This window comes from Proteus sp. LHD240705 (genome assembly GCF_047921555.1).
In the GTDB taxonomy this organism is placed as follows: domain Bacteria; phylum Pseudomonadota; class Gammaproteobacteria; order Enterobacterales; family Enterobacteriaceae; genus Proteus.
The window spans coordinates 82,509-97,549 of record NZ_JBLRMI010000001.1 but is presented as its reverse complement, the minus strand read 5'-3'; the positions used below and the strand labels follow the sequence as shown (position 1 = coordinate 97,549).

Sequence of the window (15,041 nt, the reverse complement as noted above, 5' to 3'; positions counted from 1 at the left end):
AGGCGAAATATTTTCGCTTGAGTAACTACGCCTATACCTCGGGGAATATTATGAAAATAAAGATGATAAGTATCATCATACTTTTATTAATTAATCCAATAAAAGCATTAGCTGAAACAGCAGAAAATAATATCAAAGAAACTACTTTTATTAATAATGTATTTGAAGATCCTTTATTTAGCCAATCTACTATGTCGCTATCATTAAAAAATTATTGGAAATACTTAAAAGAAGAGGATACAGGTAAAACCCGTGTCCATAATGCATGGGGACAAGGCGTTGGGCTTGATTTTAAATCTGGTTATTTCGCTGATATTATCGGCTTTGACGTTGCTTATTACGGGGCGGTTAAATTGGGTGCGAGTGATTATTTTAATTCTCGTGGCGTTTTGTATAATCGCGGTGAAGGGAATAATAAAAACAATGCCGAAGGTTACTCTAAATTTGGTCAACGTAATATAAAATTACAATATCAACTTGCTGATATTAATTTTAGTACCCGTTGGGGTTGGCAGACAATAAAAAATTTTGGTGTAATTTCTAATTCAACACGTTTATCACCAACTACTTATTCAGGTTGGACTGGAGCGATCAATTATGGTGCACTAACATTACGAGGTGCTTATATTGAAAACTCTATGGATCGTAATTCACCTGATAAAAAACAATTTCAAACCAATAGTGGCAAATATATTAATCATATCGCTAGTGGTGATTTATTGTGGAAAAGTAACAATCTAAATATACAATATGGATATGGTGAAAGCGATAATTACCTACGCCGAAATATCTTATTTTTAAATATAAAGCCTATAAAAGAGCTAAATATAGGTACACAAATTTATGCAACTCAGGCCTTAGATAAATATAAAATAATGCCTGCGAATAAACGTGACTTTGATAATAATGCTTGGCATTTTGCCATAGATGGTAAATGGCAGGCGGATAATTGGAGCACTAAATGGGGATTAGGTTATACCAATGCAGATAAATCCAATGAAGTGGGTTTTTATCCTCGAGCAATGAGTAAAAACTCACGAGGTACGTTTACTTCAATGGCGTTTGCTGGAAATGATTATATGCGTGATGGTGAAATTGTACTTTCAACGATGACTGATTATAACCTAACTCCTGAGCTAGCCATTGGGATTGCAAGTAATATTGCTCAATTTAACTATCGAGGTAATCATATTCGCACAGGTGAAATTAATACATTCAGCCGTTGGGTTCCGACTAATTCAAAACTCAAAAATCTCACTGTTTGGGCAATGTTTGGGCCTGGTTGGTCTTATCAAATGAAAGGTAAAACCCCTGTTCTAACTGAGGGTAAATATCATCACGCCAATACGCTCTCGTCAGAAGTTATCATCGAATATAAATTTAATTTATTTTAATTATTATGTCTCATCATTTTGGTGAGACATATTCCCTCTTCCCTATCGCATATTTAACGCTTAATCACGATAGCATTATAAAAAAATACCTTTTGTCATTCAGGTTATTAATCCTTTGTGTGATTTTTCTTCAGTTTCTCTTTCACATCGCCCAAATGATTCACAATATGACTTAAATTTACGTTTTCACGTTAAAAAAAGCTTGTCTAAACACTTTTGTTAACGATAATGATTATCAGAATGATAACGCTTATTACTCTTAGTGTATTATGAATAAAAAAGCTAATAATTTGGAGAGTTCTTTAATCAGACAGAACTCTCATTCTTCAATAATTCAATCTATTAATAGCGTTGAATTATTAGGCAAAGATGGCGTGGTTTACATTCAACATAACGGAGAGTTGTATCAACTACGTCAAACAAAAGCAGGAAAACTGATCCTGACTAAATAATCTTTTTTGACAATAACGTGCAAGCCACCTATCGACTCAGCTAGGCAGCCAGCTAAATAACTCCATATACAAGGACTTTTTATGGATATTTATGGTATGTGTATGCTGAAAAAACATTTCAAATATTCAGGTATAGCAACAGCACTTTGTCTGCTGTATTCCCCTATTACCTCTGCACACCTTGAAAATACAGGAACGGACGCTCTTACTGTTATTGGCTATAACGACGATCGATCCTCAGATTTTCACTCTGTTATTGATGCTTCTTCAGCTAAAACACAAACCGCTTCAACTGCGGGAGAAATATTAAAAGATGTTGCTGGTGTAACGTTATCAGGAACAGGTATCACGAATGGCGCAAATATTCTGATGCGAGGATACGATCAAAAAGGCGTCAAGATCCTCGTTGATGGTATTTATCAACCACTAGAAAACACCATAAATAATTTAGGTGGTGTCTTTCTTGATCCTGCTTTAATTAAACGTGTTGATGTAAAACACGGCTCTGCATCCACTTTGCATGGTGCTGGTGCTATGGGGGGAGTTGTCGCGTTTAATACTCTTGATCCTCAATCTATATTAAGTACGGATAAAAAATTAGGCGCAAAACTATTTAGCTCAGTTTCATCAGCAGATCGCCATTTTTCTTATGGTGGCATTATTGCAGCAAGACACGATATTGCAGAAGGCTTATTTGCGTATAGCCAACGTCAACGTGGTCCTATTCGTCTTGCTAATGGTGATAAATTAGAAAATCACGAGCATATTAAAAATTTCTTTGCAAAAGCCTATTTTTATCCAACTGAAAATCAAACGCTTATTATTTCAGCTCGCCATTATGATAATTCAGGTGAACAACGAGAAGTTTTGCATCGAATGGGTGGATTTGGCAAGAATGAAAGTAACCAGATGCAGCGCGATACTCAGCAAAAAAATTATGCGCTCACTCACCACTATGCTTCTGATACAAACTCATGGTTAGATTTAACCACTTATCTTTACTATTCACAGTTTGATATTAACCAAACTTTTTTAACGGATACTAAATTAACAACGTCAGATTTAAAAAAAAATATCCAAGGTAAAATAGGTAAATACGAAGCACGTACACAATCAACTTACGGGCTTAAATTTGAAGATAATGCCAGTATCAATTGGTTTGACACATTCAATCAATCTGTGATTATTGGTACAGAAGCTTATCAGCAGAAAATGCAATCAAATGAAGAAGCAAAAAACTTTCCTTTAGCGAAAATGAATTATATCGCAGGTTGGTTGCAAAGTTCTCTCAGTACACCATCACTCCCTCTCACACTCACAACGGGTATACGTTATCACTATTACAAAAATATACCTGGTGAAGGACTTGATCCTTTCTTCAGTAAATTTTCGGCTAAAACATTACAAGCAGAAAAACATACATCGAGTTATCGAGGAACAACTGAAAATATCACGTTAGCATTCACACCAACACGTTGGTTACAACTTTATTCTACCTATTCAACTGCGTTTCGCGCGCCAACTTTAAATGAAATGTTTAATGATTCATTCCATTTTAAAGCGGGTTTTTTTAATGCGCATTGGGTGCCTAATCCAAACTTAAAACCTGAAAGAAATAGCACTTGGGAATATGGCGCTGATTTCTCATTTAAACAGCTTTTATCACAACAAGATAAACTCATTTTAAAAGCAGCTTATTTTGATACTAAATCAAAGGATTACATTACTTATGGTCCTTGGCATTCAAGTTCATTTGCGGGTAAATTAAATCTCCAAGCATTTAATATTCCCGAAGCAATGATTGAAGGTATTGATCTTAGTCTGCGTTATTCACACCCATTAATTTCTCTAGGTTTAAGTTATAACCGTACTCATACCCTTGAGTTAACCACACATGAAACCATTTCGCCTGTTCGCCCTGAAATACTGACGACCTTTATTCAACTTCCTGTTACTAAAACCCCATTCTCATTAGGGTGGTCAGGAAAATTCGCTAGTGCTACTGCCAATAAAGGTACACATCGAGGACAAGCGCCTCATGTAAAAGGCAAAACCACAAATCGAATGCAAGAACTTATTACCCAATATCCGGGCTATGGTATTCACGATTTTTCAATTAGTTATCAATCTCAAAACAATAAAGATATTCAAGCCGCGTTAGTGCTCGCCAATGCGTTTAATCGAGAATATTTCTCAGCATTAGGTGTGCCACAAGAAGGTCGAAATATCAAAATGTCCATCAGTTATCGCTGGTAGATGAGGAGCAATAATCTACATAACAAAGGGCTGTATTTAACAGCCCATTAAATAACGGAGATCCATCTACATGTCTCAGTCATCCCTATTGATTAAATTCAGTTTGCTGGCAATTGCAGTTTCTTCTGCTTGTGTATCTGCACAAGAGAAGACGCAAACTAATGAGAAGAAAAAAACAGAAGTGCTTACAGTTTATGCGACGGGTAATGAGCGTGATAGCTTTACATTACCTATGATGTCAACAGTTATAAAAAATAACAATGCGTTGTCAGAAACAGCAGGAAGTGCTTCTGAATTACTTCGCCATGTGCCTGGCATTTCAATTTCAGGCGCAGGTCGTACTAATGGTGAAACCATCAGTATGCGTGGATACAGTAAAAATGGAATACTGACACTTGTAGATGGCGTTCGCCAAGGAACAGACACCGGTCATATCGACAGTATTTTTGTTGATCCTCTGCTTATAAAACAAGTTGAAGTTATTCGTGGTCCTTCTGCTCTTTTATACGGTAGCGGTGCCCTTGGCGGTGTTATCGCTTACGATACGGTTGATGCAAGCGATCTACTTTCAAAAAACGAACAAGGCGGCGTACGTGTTACAGGTCTTGGTAATACAGCACAACATAGCCAAGGTCTTGGTGTAACAGCTTTTGGCCGACATGATAACCTTGATGGACTCGTTGCATTATCAGCCCGTGATAAAGGTGATACTCGTTACGGTGGGGGTTATCGCGCTCAAAATGACGAAACCATTATTAATCTCCTTTCTAAAGGACGCTGGTTAATTGATGATAGCAACACATTAAGTGGGCAATTCCGCTATTACCATAACAATACAAATCAACCTAAAAATCCTCAAGTTGCCAGTGACCCAACATCTGCAAACGTAGAAACTGATCGCACCACGACACAAAAAGATGTTCAGTTAACCTATCAATTTGATCCTTCAGATTCACAATGGATTAATTTGAAAACACAGGCTTATTACAGTGAAGTTGATATCAATGCCAAAACGATACAAAAAGGATTTGAAGGTCGAGAGCAAAAAACCTATGGCGTAAAACTGGAAAACCGCTCACAAGTGGGTACGTACAGCTTTGCATCACATGGCTTTACTTATGGTGGCGAGGTTTATAAACAAAAACAATCACCAAGCCAAAATGCAGAAAGCTTCCCACAAGCCGATATCCGTTTTATGTCCGGTTGGGTACAAGATGAAGTCACTTTACGTGATTTACCTGTCTCCCTAATTTTAGGAACACGTTTTGACAAATATAAGAGCCAAAACGATCGTTATGATGATATTACCGCAGACAAATGGTCATCAAAAGGTGCAATAAGTATTACACCTACCGACTGGTCAATGCTTTATACCTCTTACTCACAAGCATTTAGAGCACCAACTTTAGGTGAGATGTATAACGATGCGAAACATTTTGATGCACCTTTCCCTGGAGCACCAACAAACTATTGGCGCCCAAATCCTAATTTAAAGCCTGAAACCAATTCAACCACTGAATATGGATTCGGTTTTCAATTCGACGACTTATTATCTAATAATGATAATCTGAAAATTAAAGCTGCCCATTTCAATACTCGCGCAAAAGATTATATTGATGCAGATGTTGCTATTTTTCAGGGATATACACAGTCAACAAATATTCCAAGAGCAACTATCTGGGGATGGGATGTTTCGATGAGCTATCAATCAAAATTCTTTAATTGGGATTTAGCTTATAACCATACCAAAGGAAAAGATAATGCGACAAATGCCTCAATTACCTCAATTGAGCCAGATACATTAACCAGTCGCTTTGATGTTCCTGTACCAAGTACCGATTTTTCTGTGGGTTGGGTCGGTCAATTTACCAAAAAAACGGACTTTACCAAGCATGACCGTTTTAATCGCCCAACCAATCGCCAACAAGCAGGTTATGGCGTTAATGATTTCTACCTTCGTTATGAAGGTAATGCCTCATTAAAAGGATTAACAACCTCATTTGTACTGAGTAACGCATTTGATAAAACTTATTACTCTTCTGCAGGTATTCCTCAAGAAGGTCGAAATGCAAAAGTACTTGTAAGTTATCAGTGGTAATTAACAATAAAATCAACGATATAATAGGAGTTTCTGTGAATAAACCTCTTTATGAGAGCTACCTGCAAGCTAAAGCGGACAAAAAAGCTTCATATGCACGAGATCTCGCTACTTACTTAAATGTCAGTGAAGCCGAACTCACTCATGCCCGTGTAGGACACGATGCAAAGCGTCTACGCAATGATGTACAAGAATTATTAAAAGCATTGAGTAAAGTAGGTGAAGTCAAAGCGATTACTCGTAATGATATTGCCGTTCATGAACACCTTGGCGAATACACAAATGCCCGTTTTAATGATCACGCAGGGTTAATCTTAAATCCGCGTGCAATGGATTTACGCTTTTTCTTCGCTTATTGGTCAAGTATTTTTGCACTTACCGAAGAAACATCAAAAGGAACGCGTTATAGCATTCAATTCTTTGATATGCATGGTGATGCATTGCATAAAGTCTATGCAACAGATAACACGAATATGGATGAATGGAATGCACTTATTCAAGCATTTTTATCTGAAGAAAACCCCGTTCTAAATATCACTCCTGTTGAACCATACTCAAACACGCCTGTTAGTAATGAATTAGCGGAACAACTTGAACAACAATGGCGTTCAATGACTGACGTTCACCAATTCTTCAAATTACTAAAAGAAAATAACTTAAGTCGTCAACAAGCATTCAAAGCGGTTCCTGATGACCTTGCTTATCAAGTTGATAACAACGCGCTGAAAACCTTATTAGAGCTCGCTAAAGAAGCGCAAAACGAGATCATGATATTTGTCGGTAGCCGTGGCTGTGTACAAATTTTTACAGGCCAAATTGATCGTCTAGTACCGCATCAATTTGAAAATAGTGAGCAAGTTTGGATCAACGTTTTCAATCCTGCTTTTACACTTCATTTAATTGAAAGTGAAATTGCAGAGAGTTGGGTAACACGTAAACCAACTCAAGATGGGTTTGTTACCAGCCTTGAAATCTTTGATAACAAGGGACAGCAAATTGCTCAACTCTACGGACAACGCACTGAAGGTACTGCTGAGCAACTACAGTGGCGTGAACAAGTGAATACCCTCACTAAAATCGCCTAATCGGAGAATGATTTAATGAAAAAATGGCTTCTTTTGATCCTGTGTAGCGTCATGTCGTTCATTAGCTCTGCCAATGAACGTATCGTAACCATTGGTGGTGATATCACAGAGATTGTTTTCGCATTAGGTGCAGGCGAGCAGATTATTGCAAGAGACAGCACCAGTTTAGTTCCTGAACAAGTGAAAACACTTCCTGATGTGGGTTATATGCGAATGCTAAACCCAGAAGGAATTTTATCTGTCAAACCAACGTTGATCATTACCAGTGAACTCGCTCGCCCTTCTTTAGCATTACGTCGTATTAAAGAGGCTGGAGTTGCTGTTAAAACGATTACAGGTACACATTCATTAGAAGCCATTAATGAAAAAATAGACACCATTGCGACGGTTTTAAATAAAGAACAAGAAGGCAATCAACTAAAAGAGAAACTCGCCCTCTCTATTAAGCAAATTTCAACCACTCCTATCAATAAGAAAGTCATTTATATCATGAGTCATGGTGGTGTTGTTCCAATGGCTGCGGGTCAAAATACAGCTGCGGATACCATTATTTCACTGGTTGGCGGTAAAAACGCCATGCAAGGGTTTACAAGCTATCGCCCACTTTCTCAAGAAGGTGTTATTGCAAGCCAACCTGATATTTTGCTAGTAACCAAAGAAGGTATTAAAGGTATTGGCGGAATTGAAAAACTATGGGAGTTACCTGGCATAAAATACACACCAGCGGGTAAAAACAAGCATTATGTTGTTGTTGATGACATGGGATTATTAGGCTTTACCCTTTCAACACCAGAAGTCATGCATCAAATTCGTCAAGCGTTGGAGCAATAATGTCTCGTTTTCGTTCACCGTGGATGAGTATTTTAGTTTTACTCTTTTTACTCACTACGGTTACATTAATTTCTGTGAATAGCGGTGCATTAGCCCTTTCGTTTCATACATTATGGAATAGCTCTTTTGATGATATGGAATGGCAAATTTGGCTAGATATCCGTCTACCTCGCGTATTATTAGCCATTCTTGTTGGAGGAGCTTTAGCAATATCGGGCGCAATAATGCAGGGATTATTTAGAAACTCATTAGCTGATCCTGGTTTACTTGGTATTAGTAGCGGTGCAGCACTAATGGTTGCCATTGTGATTATTCTACCGTTCTCTTTTTCGCCAGCCTTTGCATTTTACAGTCATATTGTTGCCGCCTTTATTGGCGGTTTAATTGTGGCAATGATTATCTTCTCATTGCATCAATTAAGTGATGGTAATTTAGCGCGGTTATTGCTTGCCGGTATTGCTATCAATGCGCTATGTATGTCTTTTATTGGTGTATTAAGTTACATCAGTACCGACCAACAGTTACGTCAATTCTCACTTTGGATGATGGGTTCATTAAGCCAGATTGACTGGAAAACTTTATCTATTGCAACCATTGTGATCATTCCTGTCAGCATTTTGGCATGTTGGCAAAGCCATAAATTAAACCTATTACAACTTGGTGATGAAGAAGCGCATTACTTAGGGCTAAATGTGAGAAGAACCAAGTTTATTTTGTTACTTCTTAGCGCCATTTTAATTGGCTGTGCTGTCGCACTGAGTGGTGTTATTGGATTTATTGGACTTGTTGTTCCGCACCTTATTCGTATGCGCATTGGGAGTAATCATGTATGGCTATTACCTGCCACTATTTTAGGTGGTGCGACACTATTACTCGCTGCTGACACATTATCACGAACATTGGTATCTCCAGCAGAAATCCCTGTGGGGCTCATTACAGGATTAATTGGTGGTCCTTATTTCCTTTGGCTGATCTTACGACAACCCGCAGGAAGAATGTCATGATTGAAAAACAAAACACGCCATTACTTTATGGAAATAATTTAACTTACCGAATCGGCAATAAGACCATTATTGATGATGTGTCGCTTTCGTTTAATGCTGGGGAATTAGTTACCATTATTGGCCCTAATGGCGCAGGAAAATCATCGCTATTACGCTTATTAACAGGCTATACAACACCAACACAAGGTCAATGTTATTTTAAACAAAAAAACTATTCACAATGGAATAGCCAGCAATTAGCGCAAAACCGTGCTGTTATGCGACAAAATAGTCAGCTTTCATTTTCATTTTCAGTCGAAGAAGTGGTTGCTATGGGAAGAACACCTCATGGGCAGCAACATAAAAAAATGGCAATTGAAACCGCACTACTCCAAACAGACTGTTTAAAATTTAAAGATAGAGACTATCGTCAATTATCGGGAGGAGAACAACAGCGAGTACAACTTGCTAGAGTGTTAGCGCAATTATGGCACCCTACACCACAAGAAGCCGTATTGTTCCTTGATGAACCAACCTCCGCACTTGATCTTTACCACCAGCAACACAGCTTACGTTTATTAAAAAAATTGGCAAAAACACAAAATCTTATGGTGTGTTGTGTTTTGCATGATCTTAATTTAGCGTCTCTTTATGCTGATAGAATTTTATTACTGCATCAAGGAAAGTTAGTTTGTGAAGGTACACCACACAGCGTACTCACAACAGAAAATATACAAAAATGGTATGGCGCAGATGTGAGTGTTAATACTCATCCAGAACATTTATATCCTCAAGTTTTTCTACGCCCCTAAAAAGAGCACTACCTGAATTTTTATTACCAAGCCACCTTTTAGCATTACTTTCTAATAGGTGGCTTAGTTAATTTATTATCAATAAACTTATCAATTGAAAATAAAATGGTGAAGGTAATATCACATTAATTGATTAATAAATCTTATTTTAATTTTTCGATACTCAGTCAAATAAATTGAATTTCAAATACACCTTAATCAATGATTAGCTTGCGTTTCACACCAAAAAGCATAACAGAGCGACAAATAAAAGGTATAACAGAACTATTAAGTTAAAAAAATAAATCAATAAATTCAACAAAGTAAAAGTCATACAAAATATCATTTTTAATCAGAAATATTCAGTAAACTGAACTTTACTTAAACTACATAAGTCACACCTATCGTTGTGATAATGATTATCAATCACGAAAAGCACTTTTTGCCTACCTGTTATTTTCCCCATGCTTAAAATAGGTTATAAATAACATACGTTACTATTCTATTTACTTGGGCACTGTGTCCCCACCATTTTTGTGGGAGGTTTTATGGCTGAAAATGTCGTTAATGATATTCTGAAATGGTTAGAAACCCAGTTACAACGTAACGAAGGTATAAAAATCGATACGATTGCAAATAAAAGTGGCTACTCTAAGTGGCACTTGCAACGCATTTTTAAAGATTTTAAAGGCTGCACATTAGGCGAATATGTTCGTAAACGTCGCTTATTAGAAGCTGCTAAATCATTACAAGAAAAAGATATGTCTATTTTAGATATCGCTTTAATGTATGGTTTTAGCTCTCAAGCAACATTTACACGTATCTTTAAAAAGCATTTCAATACTACACCCGCTAAATTTAGAGAAAATGGCAAAATGCCAGACACTCATTGCTTTATGTCATGTGAAAATCACTAATCAATTTCACATCACATTATTCTTCATGAAAAAACCAGCTTTTTAGCTGGTTTTTATGCTTATTGTTTATCGTTTTCTAACGTTGATAAAAATTACGCTATCGCTGTCACAAGCCATTCTTGAAGCTCGTTAAGCTCTATTTTATTATTAGGATATCGCTGAATGAGTTGCTCAATAAGCGCTTTTAGAGACTCAGGTGTGTAACGTTGCCCTACCAACATCTCTGATAATGCTTCTAATGGCGCAGGATCTAAACTGTCTGTATATATTTGACTTCTAATAACGTTGCCACGCTCAATATCAAAATGCAGCTCAACGCCCCCCCATTTAAAACGATTATCTAAAAGATGTGAAAATGCAGGTGCTTGTCCAAAATTCCATTCCCAACTACTTTGTTTAGTGAAAGTTTCTTCAAAACCGGGTAAATCAGGTAATTTTTGCGGTGAAATAATCTCTGCTTCTACTCGTTCACCATAGTATTCAAAAAAGCTTTCAGTGATAGTTTCACAAAGTTTTTCATGGGTAATATTAGGTTTAAGCTCGATCAAATTAGCCACTCGAGAGCGAACAGAAGTGATACCTTTAGCTTGAAGTTTTTTCGGATCTGGATTGAGGTAATTAGCTAGTCTAGATAAGTTAGCATTTATTAATAATGTACCATGATGAAAACCACGATCTTTAGTCTCTTTATAGGCTGATCCAGAAACCTTTCTTTCACCATCATCTTGAGGAACCACCAAATCGTTACGTCCTGATGCCGTAGCATTAATGCCTGCTTTTAACAATCCATCAAGAATAATTTGAGTTGAAATTGTTTTATTATATTCTGGCTTTCCTGCCATAAAGGTAAAACAGGTATTGCCAAGATCATGGAAAACAGCCCCACCACCACTTGAACGGCGAGCTAATTTCACACCATCTTCATCCATTTTACGGGTATTACACTCTTTCCATGGATTCTGTGCTCGACCAATAACTACCGTATTATCGTTACGCCAAAGAAAAAGTACTCGTTGATCAGCGGGCATTTGTCTAAAAATACACTCTTCAACAGCAAGGTTAAACCAAGGATCATAAGACTCGGAAATTAACAGACGCAATTTGCCTGACATAAGGAATACCTATATGAAGAAAATAAGGTATAAGATACCATAACTCTCAATATATTAGGCTGTTAAATGGCACGAAACTACAATCGGCGAGCCTGCCAAAATGTCTTTTTCCAATAGACATTATCAAGGGATGAACGAGTTACCCCTTTGCTAGTTGATGCATGAATAAATGTATTATCAGTATCATAAATACCGACATGAAGCCCATTTTCACCACCGCCCGTTTTGAAGAAAACCAAATCACCAGGCATTAAATCACTTTTACTGATTTGTGTACCATATTTGGTTTGATCAATGGTCATTCGAGGAAGTTTTATATCAAAACGATCACTGTAAGTTTTATACACGAAGCCTGAACAATCAATACCAGAAGGCGTCATTCCACCATAGCTGTAAGGCGTACCATACCATTGCTCAAGTTGCGATTTTAATTGCACTATCACCATGATGGGATCGGAAAGTTGTGTTTTTAAGGGAGGCGCTGGTGGAATACGCTTAGACGGACTAGATGAACACCCAGCCAGCAGAATAATACAGAGTAAGAAAGGATAAAAAACGGACTTTCTCATTGCATCCACCATTGTTATTACCATAGATTTTAAAATCTATCTGCTTTTTTAAGCAAAAACAAGTTATTGAAGATGAATGAGTGATGATTGGTAGAATAAATCGCACAATTAACAACAGGGATCAGAAAATAAATTCTGCAATCATTAAGTTAATGTGATTGTGCTTCTTTCGTTTTTTGGCTTATTAACCACACTCCGACCATGATAAATGCTACACCCGCTGTTTTTGTCCATGATGGTGTTTCTTGAAACCAAGGCAATATCACTGCAAGAATATAAACAAACACATAACTCAAGCTGATCAGCGGATAGGCTTTATTTAAAGGAATGGTACGTAAAGTGAATAGCCAGCAAACCATAGAAAGAACATAACCGACAAGGCCAGCAAACACGATAGCGAGTGGCGTTACATTGGCCCACAACCATGAAAAATCAACCCACTGTTTTTCTAGCTGTAAAGCTGGTAATTCAGACATACCAAACTTTAGCAACAATTGAGCCGCCGTCACTAATAATGCGCTTCCAATTGCCCATAGATAGCCTTTCATGCTTGTATACTCATCAATATAATACCAATCATAATTGACGCGATACCAATCCAATGTTTTACATTAACGGGCTCTTTATAAACAAACTGGCCAATTAATGTCACCACAATAAAGTTAATACTTAACATAGGATAAGCAATACTAAGAGGCAGAATTTGTAATAATCGTAACCAAAACAACATCCCCAAACCAAGCATTGCGATGGCAATAAAAAGCCAGAAAATCGTTTTTCTGGCTTTTGTTAATGAGTCACTTTGCCAGCTAACCACCGCTTGCTTTTGACAAACTTGCCCTATGCAGGTCAAAAAGCTCACGATCAGCAATAAAACAAATGACATTAATTACGCTTCTCATAAGTTAAAATAGCAACTCGATGGTTTGTCACCAGCTCTTCAGGTCTTGGTAATTGTGCTAGTTTCTTAGGATCTTTAAAGGTAATAACAACTGAAACATTCCCTTCTTTTCTTGCTTCTTCTAACCACTGAGCAAAATTATCAGGCTTAATTAATTTATGCTGAGAATCAGGGTACTCTTCAACACCGTAAGTTAATTCGCCTGTTCTTTCATAAAGGTAAATATCGCTACGCTGTAATTCCCACGCTAATCCCGCGCCGATACCAACACTATTGCTCACAATGTATTTGCTTGCGTTTAATGTCTCTATATTTTGGCGAATAAATTCTTGAGGTAACTTTCCATCTACGCTGCTATTTGGTATTGCCTGACCGATACATAAGCTAACGCCTAGCGAACAAGACGCCGCCCATAACCAGTGTTTTCCATTAAGTGTAGAGCAAAGATAACCAATAATGCCCCATAATGAAAATGCCACTATAGCTAATACCCATTTAGACCATTCATATGGCATATATATAGGTTTTGAAGAAGCGAGTTGGATAATTAAAATAGCGATAACAACAGCAACACCAATAAAGATATTGATATAACCATTTATACGCAGCGCTTTCATTCTAAATTTGCGTGCACAATCTACGCCATATTTCGCCATTAGCATTGCTAGCGGCGCCATAAACGGCAGCATATACGTCGGTAGCTTACCTTTCGCAATACTAAAAAATAAGAATGGAACGACAAACCAGCATAATAAGAAAAATAATTCAGGACGCTTACGTCTTTTCTTCCATGCGCTAGTTAATGCTCCAGGCAATAGACCAAGCCACGGTATAACGCCGAGTAATACAACAGGAATGTAGTACCAAAATGGAGAACTATGTTGAGCATCTTCACCCGAAAAACGCTGAATATGTTCAACCCAGAAGAAGTAGTGCCAATAATCTGGCTCTGCCTTAGCAATAGCCAATGCCCACGGCAAACTAATTAATGCTGCACTAAATACGGCAAGTAAGCCATAGAGCAACATTTGCGTAAATTGTTTTTGATACAGCGTGATAGGTATCATAACAATGACCGGAATAGCTAACGCTAAAAATCCTTTGGTCATAAATGCCATACCACATGCAAGCCCTAATGTTATCCACGCCAATATTCGTGTTTTTACTGTGGTAGCTTTAAGCGCCCAAAAACAGCAAACCATACTTGCGGTAACCCAAAGTGCCAACATAGGATCTAATACACTGTAAGTACCTACGCTAAACACTAAGAACATGGATAAATAGATTAAACTAGAAACAAAGGCAACTTGGCGGTTACGCCACATCATTCTTGCCAATAAATAGACAAGTAATGTGCTTAAGAGAATAGAAATAACTGAGCCAAAACGTACAGCAAAATTGGTGTGGCCAAAAATTAATTGGCTAACATTATTGATCCAATAACCTGCTACGGGCTTCTCAAAATAGCGAATATCGAGCATATGAGGAACAATCCAGTTCCCGCTCACCACCATTTCACGACTAATTTCCGCATAACGGGTTTCATCTGGTTGCCATAATAACCGGCTGTTCAATGGAAATAAGTAGGTAAGAACAAAAAAAAGAGCCAAGAGGATGGCCCCGATTTTACTCGCCCGGTTATTCAACATAGT

Annotated in this window: 14 protein-coding genes; 9 read left to right on the top strand and 5 right to left on the bottom strand. The window is 37.5% G+C overall.

Annotation, left to right across the window (positions count from 1 at the left end; translation table 11 throughout):
- Nucleotides 1-50: 50 nt before the first annotated feature.
- From ACNART_RS00515 to ACNART_RS00475, 9 genes are all read left to right on the top strand, one after another.
- Nucleotides 51-1,394: an OprD family outer membrane porin gene (locus ACNART_RS00515; RefSeq protein ID WP_198619620.1), complete on the top strand. Its 1,344-nt coding sequence runs from the start codon at nucleotides 51-53 to the stop codon at nucleotides 1,392-1,394.
- 269 nt (nucleotides 1,395-1,663) lie between these two features.
- On the top strand, nucleotides 1,664-1,846 hold the full coding sequence (gene hemP / locus ACNART_RS00510) for a hemin uptake protein HemP (RefSeq protein WP_198619621.1): 183 nt from the start codon (nucleotides 1,664-1,666) through the stop codon (nucleotides 1,844-1,846).
- A gap of 81 nt (nucleotides 1,847-1,927) precedes the next feature.
- The gene (locus ACNART_RS00505) at nucleotides 1,928-4,102 is read left to right on the top strand and encodes a TonB-dependent receptor domain-containing protein (protein WP_198632651.1); all 2,175 of its coding nucleotides are present in this window, start codon (nucleotides 1,928-1,930) and stop codon (nucleotides 4,100-4,102) included.
- A 70-nt stretch (nucleotides 4,103-4,172) separates the two neighbouring features.
- On the top strand, nucleotides 4,173-6,200 hold the full coding sequence (locus ACNART_RS00500; RefSeq protein ID WP_198619623.1) for a TonB-dependent hemoglobin/transferrin/lactoferrin family receptor: 2,028 nt from the start codon (nucleotides 4,173-4,175) through the stop codon (nucleotides 6,198-6,200).
- A 35-nt stretch (nucleotides 6,201-6,235) separates the two neighbouring features.
- Nucleotides 6,236-7,285 (top strand): hemin-degrading factor, encoded by a 1,050-nt coding sequence (locus tag ACNART_RS00495; protein ID WP_198619624.1) that lies wholly within the window; start codon nucleotides 6,236-6,238, stop codon nucleotides 7,283-7,285.
- Nucleotides 7,286-7,300: 15 nt separating this feature from the next.
- Entirely contained in the window at nucleotides 7,301-8,116 is an 816-nt protein-coding gene (locus ACNART_RS00490) for a heme/hemin ABC transporter substrate-binding protein (RefSeq protein ID WP_198619625.1), read from the top strand.
- Nucleotides 8,116-9,120, top strand: coding sequence for a FecCD family ABC transporter permease (locus tag ACNART_RS00485; protein WP_198619626.1), 1,005 nt, complete (start codon nucleotides 8,116-8,118; stop codon nucleotides 9,118-9,120). Before ACNART_RS00490 ends, ACNART_RS00485 begins: the two co-directional genes overlap by 1 nt.
- On the top strand, nucleotides 9,117-9,911 hold the full coding sequence (locus tag ACNART_RS00480) for a heme ABC transporter ATP-binding protein (RefSeq protein ID WP_198619627.1): 795 nt from the start codon (nucleotides 9,117-9,119) through the stop codon (nucleotides 9,909-9,911). Before ACNART_RS00485 ends, ACNART_RS00480 begins: the two co-directional genes overlap by 4 nt.
- Before the next feature lie 527 nt (nucleotides 9,912-10,438).
- Nucleotides 10,439-10,807: a helix-turn-helix domain-containing protein gene (locus tag ACNART_RS00475; RefSeq protein WP_069369334.1), complete on the top strand. Its 369-nt coding sequence runs from the start codon at nucleotides 10,439-10,441 to the stop codon at nucleotides 10,805-10,807.
- Between the two features lie 92 nt (nucleotides 10,808-10,899).
- Here the strand turns inward: ACNART_RS00475 and ACNART_RS00470 are convergent, their stop codons facing one another.
- The 5 genes from ACNART_RS00470 to arnT all read right to left on the bottom strand — a co-directional run bounded on the left by ACNART_RS00470 (nucleotide 10,900) and on the right by arnT (nucleotide 15,038).
- On the bottom strand, nucleotides 10,900-11,919 hold the full coding sequence (locus ACNART_RS00470) for a lipoate--protein ligase A (RefSeq protein ID WP_198625559.1): 1,020 nt from the start codon (nucleotides 11,917-11,919) through the stop codon (nucleotides 10,900-10,902).
- Between the two features lie 77 nt (nucleotides 11,920-11,996).
- The gene (locus ACNART_RS00465; RefSeq protein WP_036937364.1) at nucleotides 11,997-12,488 is read right to left on the bottom strand and encodes a C40 family peptidase; all 492 of its coding nucleotides are present in this window, start codon (nucleotides 12,486-12,488) and stop codon (nucleotides 11,997-11,999) included.
- A 149-nt stretch (nucleotides 12,489-12,637) separates the two neighbouring features.
- Nucleotides 12,638-13,036: a 4-amino-4-deoxy-L-arabinose-phosphoundecaprenol flippase subunit ArnF gene (gene arnF / locus ACNART_RS00460; RefSeq protein ID WP_198619629.1), complete on the bottom strand. Its 399-nt coding sequence runs from the start codon at nucleotides 13,034-13,036 to the stop codon at nucleotides 12,638-12,640.
- Complete coding sequence (gene arnE, locus ACNART_RS00455) at nucleotides 13,033-13,374, bottom strand: 4-amino-4-deoxy-L-arabinose-phosphoundecaprenol flippase subunit ArnE (protein WP_349443030.1); 342 nt, start codon at nucleotides 13,372-13,374, stop codon at nucleotides 13,033-13,035. Before arnE ends, arnF begins: the two co-directional genes overlap by 4 nt.
- The gene (arnT, locus tag ACNART_RS00450; protein WP_160230314.1) at nucleotides 13,374-15,038 is read right to left on the bottom strand and encodes a lipid IV(A) 4-amino-4-deoxy-L-arabinosyltransferase; all 1,665 of its coding nucleotides are present in this window, start codon (nucleotides 15,036-15,038) and stop codon (nucleotides 13,374-13,376) included. Before arnT ends, arnE begins: the two co-directional genes overlap by 1 nt.
- Nucleotides 15,039-15,041: the final 3 nt, after the last annotated feature.